Genomic DNA, 25,990 nt, shown 5'->3' with positions numbered 1-25,990 from the left:
CGCCCACAATCGGCGCATGGACGACACCATGGGCACACCGGGAGCGCACGGCACGGGGCCCGGCGCCATCGCGCCGGACGGGTCGGCGGTCGAGTTCTACGCCGCGCTGCCACCGGGAGACGGGGAGGCCGCCCTCGTCCACGGCGCGCTGCGGCCGGGCGCGGCCGTCCTGGAGCTGGGCTCCGGCGCCGGACGGGTCACCCTGCCGCTGGCCGCGCTGGGGCATCCCGTCGTCGCCGTCGACGAGTCCCCCGGCATGCTGGCGCGGATCGACGCGGCGGGCGCCGCCGGGGTGCGGACCGTGCGGTCCCGCATCCAGGACCTGGACCTGGGCGAGCGGTTCGGCGGCGTGCTGCTGATGTCGTTCCTGATCTGCTACGGCCCGCGCGAGGACCTGCTGCGCGCCTGCCACCGCCACCTCGGCGACGACGGCGTGCTGATCGTCCAGCGGGAGAGCCCCGCGTGGTTCGACGCCGCCGCGCCCTCACGGTGGGAACGCGACGGCGTCCGCTACCGCCTGTTCGACGTGCGCCGCCCCGCCGCCGACCTGCTCACCGCGAGCATCGAGTACTCCACCGGCGACCGGACCTGGGTGCACACCTTCACCTCGCGGCGGCTCGCCGACCACGACCTGGACGGCACCCTCGCGCGGGCCGGGCTGCGGTTCGGCCGGTTCCTCGACGACGGCCGCACCTGGTTCACCGCCCACCGCGCGCCGGCCGCCGCGACGGGACGTGACTAGTCGTCGCCCTCGGCCGGCTTCGGGACCGCCCCGTCCTGCGGAGCGGCCTGGTCGGTCTTGGCGGTCGCGGCGGACTGCGCGGCGACCAGGTCGGTCGCGCTGATCGTGGTGTTCTCCGGGAAGTGGCAGGCCGCCTGGTGCCCGGGGCTCAGCTCCACCAGCGGCGGCTCCACCTGCTTGCAGATGTCCTGCGCCTTCCAGCAGCGGGTGTGGAACCGGCACGCGGGCGGCGGGTCCAGCGGGCTGGGCACGTCGCCCTGCAGCCGGATCCGCTCCCGGCCCTCGCGCTGCGACGGGTCGGGGATCGGCACCGCCGACAGCAGCGCGTTGGTGTACGGGTGCATCGGCCGGCCGTACAGGTCGTCCCGGTCCGCGATCTCCACGATCTTGCCGAGGTACATCACCGCGACCCGGTCGGAGATGTGCCGCACCACCGACAGGTCGTGCGCGATCACCACGTAGGTCAGGTCCAGCTCGTTCTGCAGGTCCTCCAGCAGGTTCACCACCTGCGCCTGCACCGACACGTCCAGCGCCGACACCGGCTCGTCCGCCACGATCAGCTTCGGCTTGAGCGCCAGCGTGCGGGCGATGCCGATGCGCTGCCGTTGCCCGCCGGAGAACTCGTGCGGGTACCGGTTGTAGTGCTCGGGGTTGAGGCCCACCAGCTCCAGCAGCTCCTGGACGGCCTTCTTCACCCCCTGCGGGGTGTCGATCTTCTGCAGCCGGAACGCGGCGCCGACGATCGCGCCGACCGTCTGCCGCGGGTTCAGCGACGAGTACGGATCCTGGAAGATCATCTGGATGTCGCGGCGCAGCGGGCGCATCCGCTTCTGCGACATCGACGTGATGTCATGGCCGTCGAAGGTGATCGTCCCGAAGCTGGGATCCAGCAGCCGCATGATCATCCGGCCGGTGGTGGTCTTGCCGCAGCCCGACTCGCCCACCAGGCCCAGCGTCTGGCCCCTGCGCACCGAGAACGACACCCCGTCCACGGCCTTCACCGCGGCGACCTGGCGGCGCAGCAGCCCCGCCGTCACCGGGAAGTGCTTGCCGAGGCCGTCGACCTCCAGCAGCACGTCCCCGCCCGCCCCGCCACCGGACGCGGCGGGGGACTCCTTGGTCGTCACTCCGGTGGTCGCCCCGGTGGTGGCGGTGCCGTCGGCCTCGGGCTGCGGGGTCGCCGCGTCCGCGGGACGGCCGTCGTCGGAAGTGCTCACGATGTCTCCAGTGCCCCCGGTCACAGGTGCGGGGCGATCTCGTCGGTCCAGATCTGGCGGCGCCGCTCGACGGGCAGGTGGCAGGCCACGCTGTGCCCGGGCGCCGCCTCCACCAGCTCGGGACGCTCGGTGGTCGACTTGCCGCCGTTCTCCTGCGCGTAGGCGCAGCGCGGGTTGAACGCGCAGCCCGGCGGCAGGTTGATCAGGCTCGGCGGGGTGCCCTTGATCGGCATCAGCCGCTCCTGCGGCGGCCGGTCCAGCCGCGGCACCGACCCCAGCAGCCCCCAGGTGTAGGGGTGCTCGGGACGGTGGAACACGTCGCCGACGCTGCCGTACTCCACGCACCGGCCGCCGTACATCACCAGGATGTCGTCCGACAGCTCCGCGACCACCCCGAGATCGTGGGTGATCATGATGATGGCGGAGTTGAACTCCTGCTGCAGGTCCCGGATCAGGTCCAGGATCTGCGCCTGCACGGTCACGTCCAGCGCCGTGGTGGGCTCGTCGGCGATCAGCAGCTCCGGGTCGCACGACAGCGCCATCGCGATCATCGCGCGCTGCCGCATGCCGCCGGAGAACTGGTGCGGGTAGTCGTCCACCCGCCGGTCCGGCCGCGGGATCCCCACCCGGCCCAGCATGTCGATGGCGTGCTTGCGCGCCACCTGCTTGGACACGTCGTTGTGCACCCGGTACGCCTCGATGATCTGGTGGCCCACCGTGTAGAACGGGTGCATCGCCGACAGCGGGTCCTGGAAGATCATCGCCATGGCGCGGCCGCGCAGCCGCCGGACCTGCTCGGGCGAGGCCGACACCAGCTCCTGGCCGTCCAGCCAGATCTCCCCCGACATGCGGGCGTTGCGCCGGTTGTGCAGGCCCAGGATGCCCAGGCTCGTGACGGACTTGCCCGACCCGGACTCGCCCACGATGCCCAGCGTGCGGCCGCGGTCCAGGCGGAACGACAGCCCGTCGACCGACTTCACCAGGCCGTCGTCGGTCGGGAAGTGGATCCGCAGGTCGCGGACCTCGAGAAAGGCGTCGGGCGCCGCGCCCGCGGCCTCCGCCGGGCTCGCGGCGGTGTCCTTGCCCGCGGCCTCCGCAGTGTCCCCCATCAGCTGTGCCTCACCCTCGGGTCGACGACCCCGTACAGAACGTCCACGACCAGGTTAGCCAGCACGATGAACAACGCGGCCGCCATCGTCGCACCCAGTACGACCGGCAGGTCGCTCTGGAAGATCCCGTCCAGCGCGAGCTGGCCCAGACCGGGCAGCGAGAACGTGCGCTCGGTGATGATCGCACCGCCGAGCAGCAGGCCCAGATCCAGGCCGAACACCGTCATGATCGGGGTCAGCGTGGCGCGCAGCCCGTGCTTGACCACCACGGTCCGCTCCGGCAGCCCCTTGGCGCGCGCCGTGCGGACGAAGTCCTCGTTCATCGTCTCGAGCATCCCGGCGCGGGTGAGCCTGGCGTACAGCGCCGCATAGAGGAACGCCAGGCAGATCCACGGCAAGAGCAACGCCGTGAACCACTTCGCCGGATTGGCGGTCAGCGCGACATAGTTCACCTCAGGGAGCAACCCCCATTGGTGCACCACGAACGCCAGGCCCAGCAGCCCGGTGAAGAAGATCGGAAGGGAGACCCCGGCCAGCGCCAGCGCCATCGCGGCCCGGTCGAAGATCGTCCCGCGGCGCAGCGCCGACAGCACGCCGATCGAGATGCCGCCGGCCAGCCACAGCACCGCCGCGCCGAAGGTGATCGACAGCGTCACCGGCAGCCGGTGGACGATCTCGCTCAGCACCGACTGGTTGGTGCGGAACGAGTAGCCCAGGCAGGGCGCCGGGCAGCGGATGGTCTGGGTGCCGGTGTCGTAGGTGTCGCCCACCACGATGGCCTTGATGAACTTGCCGTACTGGACGGCCACCGGGTCGTCCAGGCCGAACCTGTCCTTGATCGCCTCAAGCGTCGCCGCGTCCGGGGTCTTGCCGGCGTAGCGCGCCGCGAGCTGGTCGGTGGTCACACCGGCGGCCCTGGGCACGAGGAAGAAGATGCCGAACACCACCGCGCTGATGACCAGCAGCAGGCCGATCGAGCCGATGAGACGGCGAACGATGAATGTGACCACAGTGTCCGGCGTGGGCGGCCGGCGGGGGTTGGCCCCGCCGGCCGCCCGCTGCCTTCACCTGCCTTCTCTCAGGTAGTACGGGGTTGGTGCGAGCGTCAGCCGGCCACGCCCAGGTTGGCGTAGTCGTACATCCCGAAGCCCGCGTGGAAGTAGACGTTCGTCACGTTGGCCGGCCGGTACAGCAGCGACTTGGCGTACACGTTCGGGATCACCGACGCGTCCTTGCGCCAGATGTCGTCCACCTGGTTGTAGATCTGGGCGCGGGCGTTGGCGTCGGTCAGCTTGACCACGTCGTTCCACATCTTGTTGATCTCAGGCAGGTCCAGCTCCGACATGTTGGCGTTGCCGGTCGGCACGATCGCCTTGCCGTCGGTGATGGGCTGCAGGTAGCCGTAGCCGGTGTTCCAGTCGGGGGCCCACCCGTAGGTGCCCAGGCCGATCTTCTCGCGGGCCACGAACGCCGGCGCGCCGAACTGCTCGTTGGTGTAGGTGCCCGACGGGAAGCCCTTCAGCGTCAGCTGGATGCCGGCCTTGGCGAGCGACTGCTGCAGCGCCTCGGCCACCGCCTTCTCCTTCGGGCGGTCGCTGCGGTACACCATCGTCGTGGAGAAGCCGTTGGGCTGCCCGCACTTGGCGAGGGCGGCCTTGGCCTGGTTCACGTCACCGGTGAAGTTCGGGTCCGCCTTGGTGTAGTAGTCGGTGCCCTTCTGGCGGCCGACCACGTTCGGGGGCTGGATCGAGGTGGCCGGTTCGCCACCGACGTCACCGCCGTAGGCCCGGTACATCGCCGCCCGGTCGGCCGCGTACACGATCGCCTTGCGGCACTCGATGTTCGGGATGGACTTGCGGTTGATCGGCACGAACCAGTGGAAGCCGGCCAGCGGGTTGTCGGCGTTCCCCTTCAGCTTGGGGTCGGTGAGGATCTTCTGCCGCGCGGCGGTCTGCACACCGGAGCCCGGCAGGTCGATGTGCAACGTCCCCGCCAGCAGCCGGTTGTCGATCTCCTCGGCCTTCAGGCCGGACTGGATCTCGATACGGTCCGGCAGCTGCTTGCGGTTGGGGTCGGTCGACTGGTCCCAGAAGGTGTTGCGCACCAGCACGCCACCCTGCTTGGGCCGGTAGTTGCCCTCCCACTTGTAGGGGCCGCTGGAGAACGGGCGCTCGGTGTACTTCACACCGGTGTCCTTGGCCTGCGGCAGCGGGGCGGTCTGCCCGCTGAACCCGACGAGCTGGTCGAACTCGGCGAACGGGTCCTTCAGCTTGAACACGACCGTGTAGTCGTCGGGGGTCTCGACGCCCTTGAAGTTGTCGAGGTTCTTGTCCTTGAACGGACCCTCGTAGCCCTCGGCGTCCAGCAGCTGGGTGAAGTACGACGGGCCGTTGCGGATCACGCTGCGGTCGAAGGTGCGCGCGACCGCGTACTTGATGTCCTTGGCCTTGATCTCGGTGCCGTCTTCGTACTTGATGCCGCGCTTGAGCTTGTAGGTCCAGGTGCGGCCGCCGTCGCTGGGCGTGCCCATCGACTGCGCCAGGTCCGGCGAGAACGTGGCGCCCTCCTGGCCCGGCTTGGACGCGTAGGTGATCAGCGTCCGGGAGTACAGGCGCAGGAAGTTGTTGCCGTAGGCGTAGTAGATGTTGGCGGGGTCCAGGGACTCGAAGTCGTCCGGCTGGGCCATCTTCAGAACCCCGCCCTTGCGGTCGGACGGGTTCACGACCTGCGTGGCGGCGGCGTTGAACTGACCGGTTCCGCCGTCCCCATCATCGCCGGAGTCGCCGCCGCAGGCGGACAGTCCGAGACTCAGCACGACGGCTGTGGCCGCCATGCTGGTCACGACCTTGGGAGATTTCATTGCTTCCCTTTCGCTATACCGGTTCTTGGCCGGGATCATCGGGCGCGTGGGTCCAGGGCGTCGCGCAGCCCGTCACCGAAGAGGTTGAAGGCCAGCACGGTGACGAAGATCGCGAGGCCCGGGACGATCACGAAGTGGGGGGCTACCGTGTACAGCTCCGTGGCGGCCGACAGCATCCCTCCCCAGGAGGGGTCGGGCGGGTTGATACCGACGCCCAGGAAGGACAGCGCGGCCTCGAACAGGATGTTGGTCGGGATCAGCAGGGTCGAGTAGACCAGGATCGGCGCGACCAGGTTCGGCAGGATCTCCTTGAACAGGATGTGGGAGTTGCGGGCGCCCAGGCTGCGCGCCGCGTCCACGAACTCCCGCTCCCGCAGGGAGAGCGTCTGCCCGCGGATGATGCGCCCGATGTAGGGCCAGTTGAAGAACCCGATGATGAACACCAGCACGGCCATCCGCAGGCCGTTGCCCTCCAGCGTGATCACGTGCAGGAGATCCGGGCCGAACGGCAGGATGTCCATCTGGTTGGGGATCACCCCGACCAGCGAGATCGCGAACAGCACCAGCGGGAAGGCCAGGAAGATGTCCATCAGCCGGGCGATGAGGGTGTCGATCCAGCCGCCGAAGTAGCCGGCCAGGATGCCGGCGATCGTGCCGAGCGCCACCGACAGGAGGGTCGCCAGCACGCCGATCAGGATCGACACCCGGGCGCCGTAGAGGATGCGGCTGAACAGGTCGCGCCCGTTGACCGGCTCGATGCCGAAGATGTGGTCGGCGCTGATGCCGCCGAACGACCCGTTCGGGCTGCCCAGCGTGGGGTCCACCAGGTTCTGGTGGAACTCGTTGGGCGGGGAGCCGCCCAGGCGCACCAGCAGGTCGGTCACCCCGGGCAGTGCCACCACGATCAGCAGCAGGACGAAGACGCCTCCCGCCATCGCCACCTTGTCGCGGCGCAACCGCATCCAGGCGATCTGCCCGAGGGAGCGTCCCTGGATGGCCTTGCGCTCGACACCGGTGAGCACGGCGTCGGGCTGGGCCTGCTGGTCCGACCCGGACACCTCGATCGGTGCGGTCACGCTCCGTACCTCCTACCCTCGCGACGCCGCGCCGCCTAACGGGACCCGGCGGCGGAGATCGTCCGCCGCTCATGCCCGTTACGCCGCGTTTGCTGGAGGGAAACCTAGTCCTTCGAGGACGACTGTCCATCCGTTGCGGCGGCCTCGGCCAGTACCCGTTTCAGATTTGTGATCTCGTCGTCATCTCGGGCACACGCGATCCGCACAATGCATTGGCAAAGCGCACGAATAGTACGCGCGCCCGGCGAGTGCACCGCAACACCGGACCGGTCTAGACCAGGAAGCTTTACCGTTCTGAGTCCGATTCGATACCGTTCGTGCGCAGGTCAGGGCGTCTGCGGTGGACAAAATGGACGCAAGGCTTCGGGTGAGGCGAACGGGGCCCGTGGGGCCCATGTGACGACCTCCCGGGGGAGCGCCGCCCCCGGGAACGCGAACGCCGACCGGCGTCGCGCCGGTCGGCGTTCGTTTGTGATTTCGATCACGACCCCTGACGGGCCGCCTTTACCCAATCCGTGTGATCATTTGATGCCGCGATTACGGAGAATCTCCTCGATCTCCGCCATCTCCGGATCGGCGGCCGGCTCGACGGCCTTGGGCGCCTTGGAGCCCCGGCCCGCGGCCTTGCGCTCCGTACGGCCGCCCGCCTCGCCCCGGGCGGACCCGCCGCCCACGGCGCCCGCGCGGCGGCTGAGCATCACACCGGAGGTCAGGTAGAGCACGGCGGCCAGGCCCGCCACGCCCACGCCCGCCCACCGGGACGGGCTGAAGGTCAGCTCGACGAAGAACTCGGTCACGCCCGTCATGGCGGCGGCCAGCGGCACCAGCGACAGGGCGGCCCCGCGCAGCGCCGGCGCGGCGCCGCGCCGCCGGTACACGCCCCAGCTGATGATCAGGCCCAGCAGCGTGACGCCGAAACAGATCGCGTCAACGGCGGTGTCCGTCATGACCGCCCCCTCACTCTCCCGCGGTCGTCCTTTCCCCCATGCTCACACGGTACGCGCCGAATGCGCTCCTCCGCGGGAACGGTTTCCGCGGGCCCCGGCTCCTCCCTTCGCGTGATCCATCCCCTAGGGACGCCCACCGCGGTATCAGGGACCGGCACCCGCCCCGGTATCAGGACAGGAAGAAGTATCAGGCCACAAGGGAACGCAGCAATGCCAGGTCAACCTCTCGCAACGATTCGACGACGGTACGGCCGGGGCCGGGTTGCACCGGCAGCAGGCAGGGCACCGCCACCACGGCGCAGCCCGCCGCTTCCGCCGCCCGGACACCGGTAGGCGAGTCCTCCAGCACCACACAGCGGCCCGGGACGGCGCCCAGCCGCGCCACCGCGGTCAGGTACGGCTCCGGGTCGGGCTTGGTGCGGGACACCTCGTCACCGGCGACGCTGAGGGCGAAGAACTCCCGGCCGACCGCGTCCAGGACCGGGTCGACCAGCACGCGGTGGCTGGAGGAGACCAGGGCGGCGGGCACGCCCGCGTCCCGGACCTGGACGAGCAGGTCCTTGGCGCCCGGCATCATCGGCACGCAGGAGCTCAGCCGCTCCACCATGCCGTCCACCATCCGCCGGCCCACCTCGGCGGCCGGCACGTCCGCGCCCGTCAGCTCCACCATGTAGGCCGACGCCCGGTCCAGCGACGAGCCGACCAGGAGCTTCTGCTGCTCGGGCCCCCAGGCGCCGCCGAGCCAGGCCATGGTCTCGGTCTCCACCTCCAGCCACAGCCGCTCGGAGTCGATCAGCAGGCCGTCCATGTCGAACAGGACGGCCCGCAGCCCCCCGATGTCCCCCACGCGCGCGTTCCTCCTCCGACGTATCCGGGGTCCGACGTCTCAGGTGCCCGACGTCTCAGGTGTTGAAGTACTTGGCCTCGGGATGGTGGACGACCAGCGCGTCCGCCGACTGCTCGGGGACCAGCTGGAGCTCCTCCGACAGGCTCACGCCCACCCGCTCGGGGGCCAGCAGCCGCACCAGGGTGGCGCGGTCCTCCAGGTCGGGGCAGGCGGCGTAGCCGAAGGAGAACCGGGCGCCGCGGTAGCCGAGCTTGAAGAAGTCCTCCACGTCGGCCGGGTCCTCCGCGCCGAAGCCCAGCTCGGCGCGGATCCGCGCGTGCCAGTACTCCATCAGCGCCTCGGTCAGCTGCACCGACAGGCCGTGCAGCTCCAGGTAGTCGCGGTAGGCGTTCTTGGCGAACAGCTCGGCGGTGGCCTCGCTGATCTTCGACCCGACCGTGACGAGCTGGAACGCGGCCACGTCCACCTCGCCCGACTCGCGCGGGCGGAAGAAGTCGGCCAGGCACAGGTGCCGGTCGCGGCGCTGCCGGGGGAAGGTGAACCGCTCCCGCTCCGACCCGTCCTCGTTCAGCAGCACCAGATCATCGCCCTCGCCGACGGCCGGGAAGTACCCGTACACGACGGCGGCCTCGATCAGCCCCTCGGTCTGGACGCGGTCGAGCCACATCCGCAGCCGGGGACGGCCCTCGGTCTCCACCAGCTCCTCGTAGGAGGGGCCGTCGCCGCCGCGGGCGGGCTTGAGGCCCCACTGGCCCATGAACGTGGCCCGCTCGTCCAGGAACGCCGCGTAGTCGTTCAGCGGGATGCCCTTGACGATCCGGTCGCCCCAGAACGGCGGCTCGGGCACCGGGTTGTCGGCGGCCACGTCCGAGCGGGACGGCAGGTCCTCCGGCTCGGTGATCTCGAACCTGGGGCCGCGGCGCTTGACGCGGCGCTCGCGCAGCGGCGGCAGGCTCGCGCCCTCCTCGCCGCGCTTGACGGCCATGAACGCGTCCATCAGCCGCAGGCCCTCGAACGCGTCGCGGGCGTAGCGGACCTCGCCGTCGAACAGCTCGGCCAGGTCCTGCTCGACGTAGGCGCGGGTGAGGGCGGCGCCGCCCAGCAGCACCGGCCACCGGCCGGCCACGCCGCGGGAGTTCAGCTCCTCCAGGTTCTCCTTCATGATCACCGTGGACTTCACCAGCAGCCCGGACATGCCGATCACGTCGGCGCGCTCGTTCTCGGCGGCCTGCACGATCGCCGACATCGGCTGCTTGATGCCGAGGTTGATCACCTCGTAGCCGTTGTTCGACAGGATGATGTCGACCAGGTTCTTGCCGATGTCGTGCACGTCGCCCTTGACGGTGGCCAGCACGATCCGGCCCTTGCCGCCGTCCTCGGACTTCTCCATGTGCGGCTCGAGGTAGGCCACCGCGGTCTTCATCACCTCGGCGGACTGCAGGACGAACGGCAGCTGCATCTGCCCGGAGCCGAACAGCTCGCCGACCGTCTTCATGCCGTCCAGCAGGACGTCGTTGACGATCTCCAGGGCGGGCCGCTGGGTGAGGGCCTCGTCCAGGTCGGCGGGCAGGCCGTCCAGCTCGCCATCCACGATGCGGCGCTTGAGCCGCTCCCACAGCGGCAGCGCGGCCAGCTCGGCGGCGCGGCCGGCCTTCAGCGCCTTGGTGTCCACGCCCTCGAACAGCTCCATGAACCGGTGCAGCGGGTCGTAACCCTCCGAGCGCCGGTCGTAGACCAGGTCGAGGGCGACCTTGCGCTGCTCCTCGGGGATCCGCGCCATCGGCAGGATCTTGGACGCGTGCACGATCGCCGAGTCCAGGCCGGCGTCCACGCACTCGTGCAGGAACACCGAGTTCAGCACGATGCGGGCGGCCGGGTTCAGCCCGAACGACACGTTGGACAGGCCCAGCGTCGTCTGCACGTTCGGGTGCAGCCGCTTGAGCTCGCGGATCGCCTCGATCGTCTCCAGCGCGTCGCGGCGCGACTCCTCCTGGCCGGTGCCGATGGTGAAGGTGAGGCAGTCGACGATGATGTCCTCGACCCGCATGCCCCAGTTGCCGGTCAGCTCCCGGATCATCCGGTCGGCGACCCGGACCTTCCACTCGGCGGTGCGGGCCTGCCCCTCCTCGTCGATGCACATCACCACGATCGCGGCGCCGTGCTCGCGGACGATCGGCATCAGCCGCCGCAGCTTGGAGCCCTCGCCGTCGCCGTCCTCGAAGCTGACCGAGTTGACCACGGCGCGGCCGCCGAGCATCTCCAGGCCCGCCTCGATCACGGGGGTCTCGGTGGAGTCCAGGACGATCGGCAGCGTCGCGGCGGTGGCGAACCGGAACGCCAGCTCCTTCATGTCGCGGACGCCGTCGCGGCCGACGTAGTCCACGCACAGGTCGATCATGTGCGCGCCGTCCCGCGCCTGGTCCCGGGCGATCTTGACGCAGTCGTCCCAGCGCTCCTCCAGCATCGCCTCCCGGAACGCCTTGGAGCCGTTGGCGTTGGTGCGCTCGCCGATGGCCAGGTAGGAGGTGTCCTGCCGGAACGGGACGTGCTGGTAGAGGGAGGCGGCGCCGTGCTCGGGCCGGCTTTTGCGCTCAGTGAGCTCACGTCCGCCGACCCGCTCCACGACCTGCCGCATGTGCTCGGGCGTCGTCCCGCAGCAGCCGCCCACCAGGGACAGCCCGAAGTCGCGGGTGAAGGCGTCGTGCGCGTCGGCCAGCTCGCGCGGGGTCAGCGGGTAGTGGGCGCCGTCGGCGGTCAGCTCGGGCAGGCCCGCGTTCGGCATGCACGACAGCCCGATCCGGGCGTGCCGGGCCAGGTAGCGCAGGTGCTCGCTCATCTCCGCCGGGCCGGTGGCGCAGTTCAGGCCGATCAGGTCCAGCTCCAGGGGCTCCAGCGCGGTCAGCGCCGCGCCGATCTCCGAGCCCATCAGCATCGCGCCGTTCTGCTCGATGGTGACCTGCGCGATCAGCACCGTGTCCGAGCCCGCGGCGGCGATGGCGCGCTTGGCGCCGATCAGCGCGGCCTTGGCCTGCAGCAGATCCTGGCAGGTCTCCACCAGCAGCGCGTGCGCCCCGCCCGCGAGCAGCCCCTCGGCGGTGCGCCGGTAGGCGTCGCGCAGCTCGGCGAAGGTCACATGGCCCAGCGTGGGCAGCTTGGTGCCCGGCCCGATCGACCCGATCACCCAGCGGGGCCGGTCCGGGGTGGAGTAGCGGTCGGTGACCTCCCGCGCCAGCCGGGCCCCCGCCTCGGCCAGCTCGTGGATGCGGTCGGTGATGCCGTACTCGCCGAGGTTCCCGAGGTTGGCGCCGAAGGTGTTGGTCTCGACGCAGTCCACTCCGGCGTCCAGGTAGGCCGCGTGGACGTCGCGGACGATGTCGGGGCGGCTGACGTTCAGGATCTCGTTGCAGCCCTCGTGACCCTCGTAGTCGTCCAGCGTGGGGCCGGCGTCCTGGAGCATCGTCCCCATGCCCCCATCGGCCACGACGACGCGTTGCCTGAGAGCCTGACGCAATGACTGCGGAGTGGGAATGCTCATGGTGCCCCAGCCTAGCCGGGACGGTAAAGCGCCCGTGCGCCGCCTCGGAAGCGGGCGGGCGGCGTCCCGCGGGCGTCCCCCCGTATGCCCGTGACGGATGGGCCGCCGGGAGGATAAGTTGCCACCGGAGCTACTCCCCGGTAAGCACACCCTAGACCCACACACCCCCGTAACCCCCCGGCACCCAAGGAACCAGCAATGAGCGCGTACCGCACCATCCTCGTCGGCACCGATGGCTCGGACTCCTCCTTCCGCGCGGTCGACCGGGCCGCCCAGCTGGCCGCCGCCACCGGCGCCACGCTGCTGCTCGCCACCGCCTACAACCCGATGCCCGAGCGGGAACGGCTGGAGGCCGCCGACCGCCTGGGCGACCTGGCCTACAAGGTGCAGGGCTCCACCCCCGCCGAGGACGCGCTGCGCGCCGCGAGGGAACGGGCCGTCGCCGCCGGCGCCGGTGACATCGAGCAGGAGGCCCGCGAGGGCGACGCCGTCGATGTGATCAGCAAGCTGGCCAAGGACCGCGCCGCCGACCTGGTCGTGGTGGGCAACCGCGGCCTCAACAGCCTGGCCGGGCGGATCCTGGGGTCGGTGCCCGCCAACCTCTCCCACCGGGCGCCGTGCGACGTGCTGATCGTCCACACCACCGACGGGAGGCGGTGAGCCCCGGCGGGCCCCCGGCAGGCCGTCCCGGCGAGCGCCCCGGCGAGATCGGGGCGCCGCAACGGTAGGGGAGGCGCCCGCTCAGGACGTAGGCTGACAGGCACCGATCATGGCCCGGGACCCCTGCCCCGGGAATGACGGCCCCCACGGTGACGCTGTACCCGACGTCGGAAGGAGGCAGCGCGTGGTCGAGCTCGAAAGCGTGCCCGAACTCGTCGATCCGGTGCTCGTGGCGGCCTTTGAGGGGTGGAACGACGCCGGAGAGGCCGCCAGCGGGGTCATCCAGCACCTGGAGTCGACCTGGGAGGCCGTCCCGATCGCCGAACTCGACCCGGACGACTACTACGACTTCCAGGTCACCCGTCCGATCATCGAGATGAGCGACGGCGAGAGCCGCGGGATCATCTGGCCGACCACCCGGGTCTCCTGGAGCCGCCTGCCGTCCGGGCGGGACGTGGTCCTGGTCCACGGCATCGAGCCCAACATGCGGTGGCGGTCGTTCTGCCGCGAGCTGGTCGGGCTGATGCTGGAGCTGAACGTGCAGAACGTCGTCCTGCTGGGCGCCCTCCTGGCCGACGCGCCGCACACCCGCCCCGTCCCGGTGACCGGGGCGGCGTCGGAGGCGGGGCTGGTCACCACCCTGCACCTGGAGCCGACCCGGTACGAGGGGCCCACCGGCATCCTGGGCGTCCTCCAGGACGCCTGCGCCAAGGCCGGGCTGAGCACCGTGTCGCTGTGGGCGGCGGTCCCCCACTACGTCGCCCAGCCGCCCTCCCCCAAGGCCACCCTCGCCCTGCTGCGCCGCGTCGAGGACCTGCTGGACGTCACCGTCCCGCTCGGGGAGCTGCCCGAGGAGGCGCGGGCCTGGGAGAACGGCGTCAACGAGCTCGCCGAGGAGGACTCCGAGGTCGCCGAGTACGTGCGGACGCTGGAGGAGCAGAAGGACGCCACCGAGCTGCCCGAGGCCAGCGGCGACGCCATCGCCCGCGAGTTCGAGCGTTACCTGAGACGCCGCGACGCGGGCTGAGGCCCGTTTCGCTTTCGGCGGAGGCCCGGATCGCCCGCCCCGGCGGCGATCCGGGCCTCCGCGTGCGCCGGAGCCGTCCGCGAGGTGAGGCGTTTCCCTTGCGGACGGCGGGCGACCGCTGCGAGGGTGCGCTTTGGACGGGATAATGCGACAGCTCCCCATGCCCCCGAAAAGCCGTGAACGAAAAGGAGGGCCTGTGCCGGAGGCCCAGCCGCTGCAGCCTCAGGATCCCAGGCGTCTGGGTGCCTACGAACTGGTCGGGCGGCTCGGCTCCGGCGGCCAGGGCACGGTCTTCCTGGCCACCGGGCCCGGCGGGGAACGGGTGGCGGTCAAGCTGCTGCGGGTCAGCTTCGAGGAGGACGACACCGCGCGCGCCCGGTTCATCCGCGAGGCGGCCGTGGCGCGGCAGGTCGCCCGGTTCTGCACCGCGCAGGTCCTGGACGCCGACATGGCCGGGGACAACCCCTATCTGGTCAGCGAGTACGTCCCCGGCCCCTCGCTGAGCCGGCGGGTCGCCCAGGAGGGCCCGATCACCGGCGGCGCGCTGGAGCGGCTCGCGGTCAACACCGCCAGCGCGCTGGCCGCCATCCACCGCGCCGGGATCGTCCACCGCGACCTCAAGCCGCACAACGTGCTGCTGGGACCCGACGGGCCACGGGTGATCGACTTCGGCCTGTCCCGCGTGCTGGACGCGGCCAGCGCCGCCGGCGGCCGTCCCGTCGGCACCCCCGCCTACATGGCGCCCGAACAGGTCACCGGCGGAGATGCCGGGCCGCCCGCCGACGTGTTCGCCTGGGGCGCCACGATGACCTTCGCGGCCACCGGGCGTCCCCCGTTCGGCTCGGACTCGATCACCGCCGTGATCTACCGCGTGCTGCACGAGGAGCCCGACCTGGGCGACCTCGGCGGCGAGCTGCGCGACCTGGTCGCCGCCCTCGACAAGGACCCGGCGCGGCGCCCCACCGCCGCGCAGGTCCTGCTGCGGCTGGTCGGCCACGACGAGGCGTTCGCCGCGCAGGCCGCCGCGGCCCCACCGGACGCCACCAGGGCCGACCCTCCTCCTCCGGACCGGCACGGCACGGCGCCGACCGCGCCCGTGGAGCCGGAGACCACCGTCGGGAACGGCGGTGACGGCGCGGCACCCGTCCCGCCGCCCGGCCCGTCCGGTCCCCGCGGTCCCCGTGGCCGCGGCAGGCGCAGAAGGGGCAGCAGGCTGCCCGCCGCGCTGGCGGCGCTGGGCATCGCGGCGGCCGCCGGTGGAGGCACCTACGGCGTCATGGCCCTGGCCGCCTCCGGCGAGGGCCGGGGCACCTCGGCGTCCGGGCCGTCCGGCACCTCCCCCGCGGCCTCGGACGCGCGCACCGGCACCGGCCGCGCGAGCCGCGCCCCGGGCGACCCCTCGCGCGCCACCCCGTCCCGGCACGGCCCGCGGAGCCCCGGCACGGCCCCGTCCAGGCCCGGCGGCGGACCGGCCCCGACCGGCGGGGCGGGCGGGCACGAGGACGAGCCGTCCGACCCGCCGCCCAAGCCCGTGGTGCTGGGAGCCCCCGACCCGCAGCGGTACTGCGCCGCGGGCGGGGACCGCAAGGCGTCCTTCCGCTCCGGCCGGTGGTACTGCGTGTACACGGGGGACGGCGTGGGCATCGACACCCCGATCACGATGACGCAGGTGTGCCGGTCGCAGTACGACCCGGCCGCCGAGTCCCACCTCGGCGGCGACGCGGGCGTCCCCGCCGACTGGGACTGCTACGTCCTGCGCTGACCCGCGCCCGCTACAGGGCGACCCCGAGGAGGGCGTCGGCCAGGGCACGGATCCGGGCGGGGGCGTCCGGGTCGTCGCCCGGGGTGGCGGCCCACCGGTCGATGGCCGCCAGGGCGGACGGCGCGTCCAGGTCGTCGGTCAGGTGGCCGCGGACCTCGGCCGCGACGGGGGCGGCCGCGGGACCCGAGGGACGGGCGACGGCGGCGCGCCAGCGGTCCAGGCGGGCTCCGGCGGCCTCCAGCCCCGAGTCCGTCCACTCCCAGTCGGAACGGTAATGGTGGGCCAGCAGGGCCAGGCGGATCGCCATCGGGTCGGTCCCGCCGCGCCGCAGCTTGGAGACGAACACCAGGTTGCCCTTGGACTTGGACATCTTCTCGCCGTCCAGCCCGACCATGCCCGCGTGCACGTAGACCTTGGCGTGGGGCCGCTTTCCCGTCGCGACCTGGGCGTGGGACGCGCTCATCTCGTGGTGCGGGAACACCAGGTCCGACCCGCCGCCCTCGACGTCGAAGCCCATCCCCAGGTACTCGATGGAGATCGCCGAGCATTCCACGTGCCAGCCCGGCCGGCCCTCGCCGAACGGGGAGTCCCAGTACGGCTCGCCCGGGCGGCGGGCCGACCACAGGAGGGCGTCCAGGGGGTCCTTCTTGCCGTCCCGGTCCGGGTCGCCGCCGCGCTCGGCGAACAGCGGCCCCATCTCCTCCCGGGACAGCCGGCTCACCGTGCCGAACGCCGGGTCGGCCGCGACGGGGAAGTAGACGTCGCCGCCCACCTCGTAGGCGGCGCCCTTGCCGCGCAGCCTCTCCACCATCTCCACGACCAGCGGGATCGACTCGACCGCGCCGACGTACACGTCGGGCGGCAGGATCCGCAGCGCGACCATGTCCTGCCGGAACAGCTCGATCTCCCGGTCGGCCAGCTCCCGCCAGTCCTGGCCGGTCTCTCTGGCGCGTTCCAGCAGCGGGTCGTCGACATCGGTGGCGTTCTGGACATAGCGCACCGTGTGCCCCAGATCCCGCCACACCCGGTTCACCAGATCGAAGGCGAGGTAGGTGTTGGCGTGCCCCATGTGCGTCGCGTCGTAGGGCGTGATGCCGCACACGTACATCCGGGCCGTCTCACCGGGCGCCGTGGGCCGGACCGAACCGGAGGCGGTGTCGTAAAGGCGCAGGGCACCATCCCCCTGATGGTCGGCGGCGGGCAGTCCCGCCGCGGGGAGGCTGGGCACAGGGGGAGCGGGCCACGATCGCATACCCGAAAGCTTAGCCATGCCCGTTTCCTGCCCCCACGCCGAGATCGTTCTCAGGCGCGGGCGATCCGCGGGTCGAGCCGGCGGTGCCCCACGTCCACCACCAGGTTCGCGGCGACCACGAACACCGTGACCAGCAGCGTCACCCCGATGATCACGGGCGTGTCGCCCGCCGCGACCGACTGGTAGACCAACTGGCCCACCCCCTGGAGGCCGAACACCTTCTCGGTCACGATCGTCGAGCCCACCAGCGTCCCCACGTCGATGCCGAACTGGGTGACCACCGGGGCCAGGGCGGCCCGCAGCCCGTGCCGGTAGATCACGCGGCGTTCGCGCAGGCCCTTGGAGCGGGCCGTGCGGACGTAGTCCTCGCCCAGCACGTCCAGCAACGCGCCACGGGTGAGGCGGGCGTAGGCGGCCAGCAGCAGGAACGCCAGCGACACCCACGGCAGCACCATCCGCTGCCAGAAATGCTCCCGCAGCGGCGGACCGGCCTCGAAGAAACCCAGCCCCGCCTCACCGGCCTTGGTGGAGAACACGTACAGCATGACCAGCGCCATCACGAAGGCCGGGGTGGACATCCCGGCCAGCACGACGACGGTGGACGCGCGGTCCCACAGGCCGCGGGCGCGGGTGGCGCACAGCACGCCGATCGCGACGCCACCGGCCAGCCACAGCACCGCGGCGCCGGACACGAGCCACAGCGTGGTCGGGAGCCGCTCGGCGATGAGGCTCGCCACGGGGGTGCCGTTGACATAGGACTTGCCCAGATCGCCGCGCATCAGGCGCAGCATGAACTCCCCGTACTGCACCAGCAGCGGGCGGTCCAGCCCCAGGTTCCGGCGGATGCATCTGAGGGCGGTGGCGTCGGCGCGCGGCCCCCCGAGCACGCGTTCCACGGGGAGGGGCGACAGGTGCAGGAACGCGAACACCAGCGTCGACACCAGCCACAGCACGACGACCGCGTGCAGCAGGCGCCGCACGGCGAGCGAGGCCAGGCCCTCCGACCCGCGCACGGCGCCGCTCACCCCTTCCGGACGGACGTGCCGCCGTCCGGGCCCAGCGCGTCGCGGACGCCGTCGCCCAGCAGGTTGAACGACAGCGTGGTCGCCAGCAGCAGCGCCCCGGGCACGGCCAGCAGCCACCAGGCGGACCGGAACGCCTCACCGCCCTCCCCCAGCATCCCGCCCCAGCTCGGCACCGGCGCCCGCACCCCCACGCCGAGGAACGACAGCGTCGCCTCGAACACGATCGCGGTCGGGATCATCAGCGCGGTCAGGACGATCACGGGCCCCGCCAGGTTCGGCAGGATCTCCCCGTACATGATCCGGGCCGGGCCGGCGCCGAGCGCGCGCGCCGCCTCCACGAACCCTTGCCGTTTCAGCGACAGCACCTCGGCGCGCACCACCCGCCCCAGCGCGGCGAACGAGAAGAACGCGATCACCAGCATGGTCATGGCCAGGCCCGCGCCGGTCGAGGACAGCTGGAACGTGGTCGCCAGCGTGATCGCCACCAGCAGGTAGGGCAGCGCCAGCGTGATGTCCATCAGCCGGGCCAGCAGCGCGTCCAGCACCCCGCCCGCGAACCCCGCGACCAGCCCCGCCGCCACGCCCGCCAGCGCGGCCAGCGCCGCCGACCCCACGCCCACCAGCAGCGACACGCGCGCGCCGTAGGCGGCACGGACCAGCACGTCACGGCCCAGCTGGTCGGCGCCCAGCCAGAACTCCCGGCCGGGGCCCACCGGCTGCCCGTAGGCGTCCAGGCCCGTCCCGGGAAACGTCGCGTCGTAGGGATGCCCCGTCAGGGACGCCCACAACGGCGCCAGCAGCGCGAACACGACGATCGCCGCCAGCACCGCCAGCGCGGCCATCGCGGTCCGGTCACGGCGCAGCCGCAGCCACGCCAGCACGAACGGGGAGCGGGCCAGGACGTCCACCGGCGCGCCGCCGTCCAGGATGTCGCGCGCCCCCAGGGGCGGCTCCGCCTCCGGACGCGGGGCGTCCCGCACGGGGGTCCTGGTGAACAGCATCACGCGGCCCCCATGGCCGCCATGGCCGCACCCGTCGCCCTACCGGTCATGCGCCCTCCCTTGACCGGTGCCCGGCCCCCTCGCGGACACCACAAAGATCGCACGAAGTAGTCAAGGTAGCACTTAGCGTGATCCAGAAAAGGCGTTCAGAGAATTTCGGCGGGATTCTCGGACGTTCTCAGGCCACGCGCGTCCACTCGGCGCCCGCCGCGCCGACGGCGGCGAAGTCGTAGCGGACCCCGTCGCGGGCCAAGCCGATCAAGGAGACCGAGGTGGTGCCCCAGACGCGGCCATCGTCCAGGTTCACCATCGGCAGCAGCGACGCCTGGTCGGTACGGGCCAGGCCGCCGCCCGCCGCCAGCGGTAACCACTCACCCCACGCCTCCTCGACACCGGAGTCATCGGCGCGCGGCACCGGACGCCGGGCCTCCGCGAACAACGGGCGGAAATGCGCCTTGCGCGCCTCCATGTGGGCGTCCTCGATCGCGCCCGCCCGACGCCCCTCCCCCTCAAGCCCACTGTTCAGGACCATGTGCAGGCCAGGCCCCAGATCGCGCTCGTCCAGGTCCACCCCGTTCCAATGCCACAACCGCACACGATCCGGCTCGGCACCGATCAGCAGGAAGGGGTCGTACCGCGGCAGCTCCAGATCCTCCGGCGCCAGCTTGCCCTCGGCGGCGACACGCAACGGAAGCTCACCACGCGACAACCGGCCATCCTCCGGCGCCATCACACCACGCGCGTTCAGCACAGTCGAAACACGCGGCGCATCCGTGTCGGCCGCCAGCCACGTACCCCCGGCACGCAGATCAAGACCGCCGATCAGACCAGGCCGATCAGGCCAATGCCGCCCCGGCGGCGCCCAAGGCCGCTCCACGAACTCGTCACGCACACCCACCAGAAGAACCGGCACCGGGGAGGCGGGATCCACACTCAAGATCGCCGTGCACATCTGTCTACTATTGCAAGCACGAGCTGCGCTCGTCGCTGGCGCTCCTCGCTTGTCGTGCTTGCGGCGATCGCTGCATCGCTCCGACTCGCCCTAGGGGGCTCGCTACGCGATCAGGTCCTCGCAAGCTCGGACCTGCCTTCGGACGCGATCGCAACGCCGTGTTTATTGCGAGCACGAGCTGCGCTCGTCGCTGGCGCTCCTCGCTTGTCGTGCTCGCGGCGATCGCTGCATCGCTCCGACTCGCCCTAGGGGGCTCGCTACGCGATCAGGTCCTCGCAGGCTCGGACCTGCCTTCGGACGCGATCGCAACGCCGTGTTTATTGCGAGCACGAGCTGCGCTCGTCGCTGGCGCTCCTCGCTTGTCGTGCTCGCGGCGATCGCTGCATCGCTCCGACTCGCCCAGGGCTCGCTACGCGATCAGGTCCTCGCAGGCTCGGACCTGCCTTCGGACGCGATCGCAACGCCTGGGCGACCGTTCGGGGCTGGGGTTGGGGGCTGAGGTCGTTGCCGTGTGTGTTCCGGTACCGTGTGCGATCGCTGCGACTCGCCTTGGCGGCTCGACTGCGCGATCAGATTCTTGCTTCGCTCGAATCTGCCTCTGGGCGCGATCGCGGCGTCTGGGGGCCGTTCGGGGCTGGGTCGTCGTGGTTGTCACATGGGGGGCCAGGGGATGGCGGGCCAGTCTTCTGGGGGGAACGGGTGGATCTTGTGCTTGAGCATCAGCTCGACCCGGCGGACGGTGGCCTCGACCTCCTCGGCCGTCAGGAGGCGCAGCAGGTTCTCGCGCAGCGGACCGTTCCTCAGGGCCTTGTCGACGCGGCGCAGGGCCTCCACGGCCTCGGCGGTCAGGCGCTGGCCGCGCCACTGCCACAGGACGGTGCGCAGCTTGTACTCGGCGGAGAAGCACACCCCGTGGTCGCAGCCGTACACGTGGCCGTCGCTCACGGGCAGCAGGTGCCCGATCTTGCGGTCGGCGTTGTTGACCACGGCGTCGAACACCGCCATGCGGCGGATCGCCTCGTCCTCGGAGCGTGACAGCGCGACCAGGTCGACCTCCGGGTCGGGCTCCACCCACAGCTGCACCATGCCGGGACCGTACGGGCCGTCGCGGTGCACCGTGGGCGGCACCACCCGCAGGCCCATCGTCTCCGATACCGCGTACGCGGCGACCTCGCGCTCGGCCAGCGTGCCGTCGGGGAAGTCCCACAGCGGGCGCTCCCCCGCCACCGGCTTGTAGACGCAGGCGGCGGTCAGGCCCTCCCACTCGATGGAGCAGTACAGCGTGGCGTTGGACGCCTGGACGAGCCGGCCCTCGACGGTGAGCCGCCCGAGGCTCAGCAGCCGCTCGGCGGTCTCGGTGTCTCGGGGGGAGACCACGGGCCCGTCGCCCGCGGGGGTGCGATCCCGGGAGGACTGCGTCATGCGTTCATTCTTCCGGCCGCCCCGTCCATGATCCAAGTCACTCCCGTTCCCCTGGGTCCCTCGTCCCTAGCCCAGATACCCGTTCTGGCGTGGACAGACATGCCCGGCCGCGTTCAAAGGCAACCCGCACAGCGGGCACGGCGGCCGGCCCGCCGCCACCACCTTCAGCGCGCGCTCGGCGAACGCGCGGGCCTGCGCCGCGGTGATGCGCACCCGCAGCACCGCGATGGCCGGGTCGTCCTCGCCGACCTCGGCGTCCTCCTCGCCCTCGGTGACCTCCTGGGCCTCGATCACGACCTGCTCGTCCTCGGGGTCCCAGGCCAGCGCCATCGTGCCGACCCGGAACTCCTCCTCCACCGGCTGCTCCAGCGGGCCGTCGTCGCGCAGCTCGGCGGGGGTCACGGCGGGTACGGGCGCGTCGCCGCCGCTGCGGCGCAGCACCTCGTCCAGCAGCTCCTCCAGGCGTTCCGCCAGCAACGTCACCTGGAACTTCTCCAACCCCACGCTGGTGACCCTGCGGCCCGAACGGGCCTGCAGGTAGAAGGCACGATCCCCCGGCTGGCCCACCGCCCCGGCGACGAACCTTTCGGGAAGTTCATAGGAGATGACCGGCATGACAACGACCCTACGCGCCGCCGCCGATGGCCGCGTCCCCGTCGTCCCCGTCCTTCTCCTCGGGCGGGGGCGGCAGCAGGTCCTGGACGTTCCCGCCGATGTCGTTCAGGCGGGACAGGAACGGGCGCAGCTCCGTGTAGCGGATCACCGTGAGGGACGCGGGCGCCACCTGGATGCGCTGGAACTGGTCCAGGTGCAGGCCCATCGCGTCGGCCACGATCGCCTTGATGATGTCGCCGTGGCTGCACACCACGTAGGCGGCGTCCTTCCCGTGCTCGGCGGCGATCCTGGCGTTCCAGTCCCGGACGGCGGTGACGGCGCGGTGCGCGGCGTCGGCCAGGGCCTCGCCGTCCTCGCCGGGGAACCGGGCCGCGCTCGGATGGGCCTGGACGACCTTCCACAGCGGTTCCTCGGCCAGTTCCTTCAGCGGCCTGCCCGTCCAGTCGCCGTACCTGACCTCGCCGAACCGCTCGTCCAGCTCCACCTTCCCGGCCGTGCCCGGCCGTCCCGCCGCCACGGCCTCGGCGGTCCGCACGCAGCGGTCCAGGGGGCTGGACACCACCGCCGCCACCGGGACCGGCGCCAGCCGCGCCCCCAGATCGCGGACCTGGGCCCGGCCCCGCTCGTCCAGATCCACGCCCGGCGTCCACCCGGCCAGCACCGGGCCCGTCATCGCGGTGAGGCCGTGCCGCACCAGCAGAAGCGTCGTCACGCCTGGCACTCTACGAGATGACCGGGACCACCTCACGATCGCAGGTATCGCTCTAAGCTCGGCATAATGCGCAAGGATGACGAACCGTGATCGTTGACAAGGCCATCTACTCGCGTGGGGTCCGGCACACCATCGAGGGTGACATCAGCGACGCGTTCGACGCCGCCCGCGCCGAGGCCGCCAGGACCGGCGCGGCCGGCGAGCCGGGCGGCTGCTTCGTGTGGATCGGGCTGCACGAGCCCACCGTGGAGGAGTTCGGCCTCGTCCGCGACGAGCTGGGCCTGCATCCCCTGGCCGCCGAGGACGCCGTGTCCGCGCACCAGCGGCCCAAGCTCGAACGGTACGACGACACGCTGTTCATCGTCCTGAAGACCCTGGTCTACAAGGACGGCACCTCCGACATCGAGGTCGGTGAGATCATGATGTTCGTCGGCCCCGACTTCGTGGTGACCGTCCGGCACGGGGAGGGCAACCCGCTCGGGCCCGTCCGCAAGCGGCTGGAGAGCGATCCCGCGCTGCTCGACCACGGGCCCGCGGGTGTCCTGTACGCGGTGTGCGACGAGGTCGTCGACCACTACGGCGTGGTGTCGCACGAGGTCGAGGTCGACATCATCGAGCTGGAGCGGGCCGTGTTCCGGCCCGGCGGCCCCGACGTGACCGAGAGCATCTACTCCCTCAAGCGCGAGGTGCTGGAGTTCCGCAGCGCGCAGGACCCGCTGGTGCCCGTGCTTCAGGAGATCGTCCGCGGGCGGGTGCCCGAGTTCGCCGGGGCCCGCGAGTACTTCCGCGACATCCTGGACCACCTGCTGCGCGTGGACGGTCAGGTGGACGCGCACAACGAGCTGCTCAACAGCGTCCTGACCGCGCACCTGGCGCTGATGGGCAAGCAGCAGAACGAGGACATGCGCAAGATCTCCTCATGGGCGGCCATCATCGCCGTCCCCACGGCCCTGGCCGGGATCTACGGCATGAACTTCCAGCACATGCCCGAGCTGCGATGGCGCTACGGATACGGGCTGGTCCTCGTGGTGATGGTGACGCTGTGCGTGGTCCTCTACCGGCGCCTGCACAAGAACCACTGGCTCTAGCCCGGTGACACCGTCCCGCCTCCCGCCAGCCGTTCGAGCTCTTCCAGGCGCCTGACCATCTGCTGCATCCGCGCGCCGACCCGCTCGAAGTCCTCGGCGATCTCCAGCAGGTCGGCGCGGACCTCGGCGATGTCCCAGGCCGGTCCGGGCGGGTCCCCGGCGGCGGCTGCGGTCGCGCGGAGCGGCGGCTTCCCGCGGTACTCCCGCAACAGCGCCGCGGCGTCGGGACGACCGGCCTCCTCCAGCTCGCCGGGGGCGATCTCCAGGTTCCAGGCGATCCATGCCAGGGCGTCGGCGCGGGCTCGCACGGGGATGTGGCGGCCCGCGCGTGGCGTCGTGTAGCCGTTGATGACCTGTCGTAGGTGCGACTCACTGCGGTTGATGATTTCAGCGGCCTTGCGGCGGGTGAGTCCCGCTTGCCTAAGGGTCTGTTCGATCAGCTTGCCCTCGGGCTGTTGCGGTGGCCTCTCGTCCATGGGGTCATCGTCCATGCGCAACAGCTTCGCATGACTGCGCAACACTGCGTTGCCTTTCTGCAGATTAGCCGCGCCTTTCGGGTGGCAATTCGCGAAGTGCTGCGCAGTGCAATTTCTTTTCTCCTTGCACTTCGCTACACTGCGCGTTACCGTCCTGGTCATGCCACCGCGCAGACCTCCCCGGCGGCTCAATCACGAGCCCGCGGCGATCAGATACGCACGCAAACAGGCGGGACTGACCCAGGCCCAGGTCGCCGAGCAATGCGGGGTCGCCTTCAGCCTGATCAGCGAGATCGAGAAGGGCACCCGCAACGCGACCGACGCGATGCTCAACAAACTCGCCGCCGTCTTCAATTGCCCTCGCGTGGTTTTGGAGGCCAAGAACAACGACTCCCCCGGGCCGCAACCAAACGGCGGCGGCGGGTCGTTATCGCACGATCACAGTGTTGTGCGTTCTTGATCGGCGCGACCATTCATGATGATCAGTGGGTTCTCTGACCTCTGGTCTGTTTGGTGGGTAGTGCCAGAAAAGTACGAGCGATAGGCATTACTCCGGGAGTTACGCTCCGTCGTTCCGCGCTTGACGGCTCCCCGGAGGCCGGTGGCGCACCGCCATCGGGCGTGACCCGAGGCGACCTCACCGGACCGGTCCGGCGGCACGTCCCGCTACTGTTCCGCCCATGGAAGAGCGTCACCTCGGGCGGAGCGGCCTGACGGTCTCCCGGCTGGGGCTGGGCACGATGACCTGGGGGCAGGACACCGACCCCGATGAGGCGGCCGCGCAGCTACGGGCGTTCGTGGACGCCGGGGGCACCCTCGTGGACACCGCCGACGTCTACGCCGACGGCCGCAGCGAGCGCATCCTCGGCCATCTCCTGCACGAGGTGGCCGACCGGGACGGACTGGTCATCGCCACCAAGGCCGCGATCCGGTCCAACGGCCGCTACGACGCCTCCCGGAGGCACCTGCTCGCCGCCCTGGACGGCTCCCTGGAGCGCCTGGGACTGGAGTACGTGGACCTGTGGCAGCTACACGCCTACGACCCGTCCACGCCCCTTGAGGAGACGCTCTCGGCGCTGGACGAGGCGGTCGCCTCGGGCCGGACCCGCTATGTCGGCGTGTCCAACTACGCCGGCTGGCAGATCGCCAAGGCGGGCGCGTGGCAGCGGGCCTGGCCGGGACGGGAGCCGATCATCTCGGCGCAGATGGAGTACTCGCTGCTGAGCCGTGACGTCGAGCGGGAGGCGGCGCCCGCCGCGCAGGACGCCGGCATCGGCCTGCTCGCCTCGTCCCCGCTGGGCCGCGGGGTGCTGACCGGCAAGTACCGGAGCGGCATCCCGGCCGGGTCGCGCGCCGCCGCGCCGCACTTCGCCGACTTCGTCCAGCCGTACCTGGACGAGGAGTGCGCGCGGATCGTGGAGTCCGTGGTGACCGCCGCCGAGGGACTGGGCGTGACCCCGCTGAGCGTGGCACTGGCCTGGGTGCGCGACAGGCCCGGCGTCACGGCGCCGATCGTCGGGGCCCGCACGGCCGCTCAGCTCGGGCAGGCGCTGCTCAGCGAGGACCTCACCCTGCCGCAGGAGATCCGCGCCGCGCTGGACGACGTGTCCGACATGACCTCCGGGTCGGCGTGACGCGGGGGGCGTCCCCCGCCTCATCGGCTAC

23 protein-coding genes are annotated in these 25,990 nt (G+C 71.4%); 7 read left to right on the top strand and 16 right to left on the bottom strand.

The genetic code is table 11. The features are described from left to right. Positions 1-16 precede the first annotated feature (16 nt). Positions 17-742, top strand: coding sequence for a class I SAM-dependent methyltransferase (locus ACGWYJ_RS25160; RefSeq protein WP_395108791.1), 726 nt, complete (start codon positions 17-19; stop codon positions 740-742). Here ACGWYJ_RS25160 and ACGWYJ_RS25155 read toward each other — a convergent pair. From ACGWYJ_RS25155 to metH, 8 genes are all read right to left on the bottom strand, one after another. Beyond that, positions 739-1,869, bottom strand: a complete 1,131-nt coding sequence (locus ACGWYJ_RS25155) for an ABC transporter ATP-binding protein (protein WP_395108805.1) — start codon at positions 1,867-1,869, stop codon at positions 739-741. The genes ACGWYJ_RS25160 and ACGWYJ_RS25155 overlap by 4 nt on opposite strands. A 110-nt stretch (positions 1,870-1,979) precedes the next feature. Beyond that, positions 1,980-3,068: an ABC transporter ATP-binding protein gene (locus tag ACGWYJ_RS25150; protein WP_395108790.1), complete on the bottom strand. Its 1,089-nt coding sequence runs from the start codon at positions 3,066-3,068 to the stop codon at positions 1,980-1,982. Continuing rightward, a complete protein-coding gene (locus tag ACGWYJ_RS25145) occupies positions 3,068-4,078 on the bottom strand; it encodes an ABC transporter permease (RefSeq protein ID WP_395108789.1) in 1,011 nt (336 codons plus the stop codon). The genes ACGWYJ_RS25150 and ACGWYJ_RS25145 overlap by 1 nt, the downstream gene beginning before the upstream one ends. A gap of 95 nt (positions 4,079-4,173) precedes the next feature. Continuing rightward, positions 4,174-5,901, bottom strand: coding sequence for an ABC transporter substrate-binding protein (locus ACGWYJ_RS25140; protein ID WP_395108788.1), 1,728 nt, complete (start codon positions 5,899-5,901; stop codon positions 4,174-4,176). A gap of 62 nt (positions 5,902-5,963) precedes the next feature. Then, a complete protein-coding gene (locus ACGWYJ_RS25135; protein WP_395108787.1) occupies positions 5,964-7,004 on the bottom strand; it encodes an ABC transporter permease in 1,041 nt (346 codons plus the stop codon). 521 nt (positions 7,005-7,525) lie between these two features. Then, entirely contained in the window at positions 7,526-7,951 is a 426-nt protein-coding gene (locus ACGWYJ_RS25130) for a hypothetical protein (protein ID WP_395108786.1), read from the bottom strand. 187 nt (positions 7,952-8,138) lie between these two features. Then, entirely contained in the window at positions 8,139-8,798 is a 660-nt protein-coding gene (locus ACGWYJ_RS25125) for an HAD family hydrolase (protein WP_395108785.1), read from the bottom strand. A gap of 55 nt (positions 8,799-8,853) precedes the next feature. Then, complete coding sequence (gene metH, locus ACGWYJ_RS25120) at positions 8,854-12,333, bottom strand: methionine synthase (protein ID WP_395108784.1); 3,480 nt, start codon at positions 12,331-12,333, stop codon at positions 8,854-8,856. A 198-nt stretch (positions 12,334-12,531) separates the two neighbouring features. On the opposite strand from metH, the gene ACGWYJ_RS25115 reads away from it, so the two are divergent. The 3 genes from ACGWYJ_RS25115 (at position 12,532) to ACGWYJ_RS25105 (ending at position 15,782) form a co-directional block, all read left to right on the top strand. Further along, positions 12,532-12,993 (top strand): universal stress protein, encoded by a 462-nt coding sequence (locus tag ACGWYJ_RS25115; protein WP_395108783.1) that lies wholly within the window; start codon positions 12,532-12,534, stop codon positions 12,991-12,993. 184 nt (positions 12,994-13,177) lie between these two features. Further along, positions 13,178-14,020, top strand: a complete 843-nt coding sequence (locus tag ACGWYJ_RS25110) for a PAC2 family protein (RefSeq protein WP_285701698.1) — start codon at positions 13,178-13,180, stop codon at positions 14,018-14,020. A 196-nt stretch (positions 14,021-14,216) separates the two neighbouring features. After that, a complete protein-coding gene (locus tag ACGWYJ_RS25105) occupies positions 14,217-15,782 on the top strand; it encodes a serine/threonine-protein kinase (RefSeq protein WP_395108782.1) in 1,566 nt (521 codons plus the stop codon). 10 nt (positions 15,783-15,792) lie between these two features. Here ACGWYJ_RS25105 and mshC read toward each other — a convergent pair whose 3' ends face one another. The 7 genes from mshC to ACGWYJ_RS25070 all read right to left on the bottom strand — a co-directional run bounded on the left by mshC (position 15,793) and on the right by ACGWYJ_RS25070 (position 22,761). Continuing rightward, on the bottom strand, positions 15,793-17,034 hold the full coding sequence (mshC, locus tag ACGWYJ_RS25100; RefSeq protein WP_395108781.1) for a cysteine--1-D-myo-inosityl 2-amino-2-deoxy-alpha-D-glucopyranoside ligase: 1,242 nt from the start codon (positions 17,032-17,034) through the stop codon (positions 15,793-15,795). A 50-nt stretch (positions 17,035-17,084) separates the two neighbouring features. Beyond that, positions 17,085-18,047 (bottom strand): ABC transporter permease, encoded by a 963-nt coding sequence (locus tag ACGWYJ_RS25095; RefSeq protein ID WP_395108780.1) that lies wholly within the window; start codon positions 18,045-18,047, stop codon positions 17,085-17,087. A gap of 8 nt (positions 18,048-18,055) precedes the next feature. Beyond that, the gene (locus tag ACGWYJ_RS25090) at positions 18,056-19,060 is read right to left on the bottom strand and encodes an ABC transporter permease (RefSeq protein WP_395108779.1); all 1,005 of its coding nucleotides are present in this window, start codon (positions 19,058-19,060) and stop codon (positions 18,056-18,058) included. 178 nt (positions 19,061-19,238) lie between these two features. Continuing rightward, positions 19,239-20,012 (bottom strand): NRDE family protein, encoded by a 774-nt coding sequence (locus ACGWYJ_RS25085; protein ID WP_395108778.1) that lies wholly within the window; start codon positions 20,010-20,012, stop codon positions 19,239-19,241. 651 nt (positions 20,013-20,663) lie between these two features. Continuing rightward, a complete protein-coding gene (locus ACGWYJ_RS25080; RefSeq protein WP_395108777.1) occupies positions 20,664-21,434 on the bottom strand; it encodes an SCO1664 family protein in 771 nt (256 codons plus the stop codon). 66 nt (positions 21,435-21,500) lie between these two features. Continuing rightward, positions 21,501-22,049 (bottom strand): DUF3090 domain-containing protein, encoded by a 549-nt coding sequence (locus ACGWYJ_RS25075; RefSeq protein ID WP_395108776.1) that lies wholly within the window; start codon positions 22,047-22,049, stop codon positions 21,501-21,503. A gap of 10 nt (positions 22,050-22,059) precedes the next feature. After that, complete coding sequence (locus ACGWYJ_RS25070) at positions 22,060-22,761, bottom strand: histidine phosphatase family protein (protein WP_395108775.1); 702 nt, start codon at positions 22,759-22,761, stop codon at positions 22,060-22,062. Positions 22,762-22,847: 86 nt separating this feature from the next. On the opposite strand from ACGWYJ_RS25070, the gene ACGWYJ_RS25065 reads away from it, so the two are divergent. After that, positions 22,848-23,849: a magnesium and cobalt transport protein CorA gene (locus tag ACGWYJ_RS25065; protein ID WP_395108774.1), complete on the top strand. Its 1,002-nt coding sequence runs from the start codon at positions 22,848-22,850 to the stop codon at positions 23,847-23,849. On the opposite strand, the gene ACGWYJ_RS25060 is transcribed toward ACGWYJ_RS25065, so the two are convergent. Continuing rightward, positions 23,846-24,340, bottom strand: a complete 495-nt coding sequence (locus ACGWYJ_RS25060) for a hypothetical protein (protein WP_395108773.1) — start codon at positions 24,338-24,340, stop codon at positions 23,846-23,848. The genes ACGWYJ_RS25065 and ACGWYJ_RS25060 overlap by 4 nt on opposite strands. Before the next feature lie 145 nt (positions 24,341-24,485). On the opposite strand from ACGWYJ_RS25060, the gene ACGWYJ_RS25055 reads away from it, so the two are divergent. Both ACGWYJ_RS25055 and ACGWYJ_RS25050 read left to right on the top strand, forming a co-directional pair. Continuing rightward, complete coding sequence (locus ACGWYJ_RS25055) at positions 24,486-24,785, top strand: helix-turn-helix domain-containing protein (protein WP_395108772.1); 300 nt, start codon at positions 24,486-24,488, stop codon at positions 24,783-24,785. A gap of 220 nt (positions 24,786-25,005) precedes the next feature. After that, positions 25,006-25,959, top strand: a complete 954-nt coding sequence (locus tag ACGWYJ_RS25050; protein ID WP_395108771.1) for an aldo/keto reductase — start codon at positions 25,006-25,008, stop codon at positions 25,957-25,959. Positions 25,960-25,990 lie beyond the last annotated feature (31 nt).

The organism is Actinomadura sp. SCN-SB, from assembly GCF_043906805.1.
Lineage (GTDB): Bacteria > Actinomycetota > Actinomycetes > Streptosporangiales > Streptosporangiaceae > Spirillospora.
Note: the sequence above shows the minus strand (reverse complement) of the source record. Positions and strands in the feature narration are given on the sequence as shown.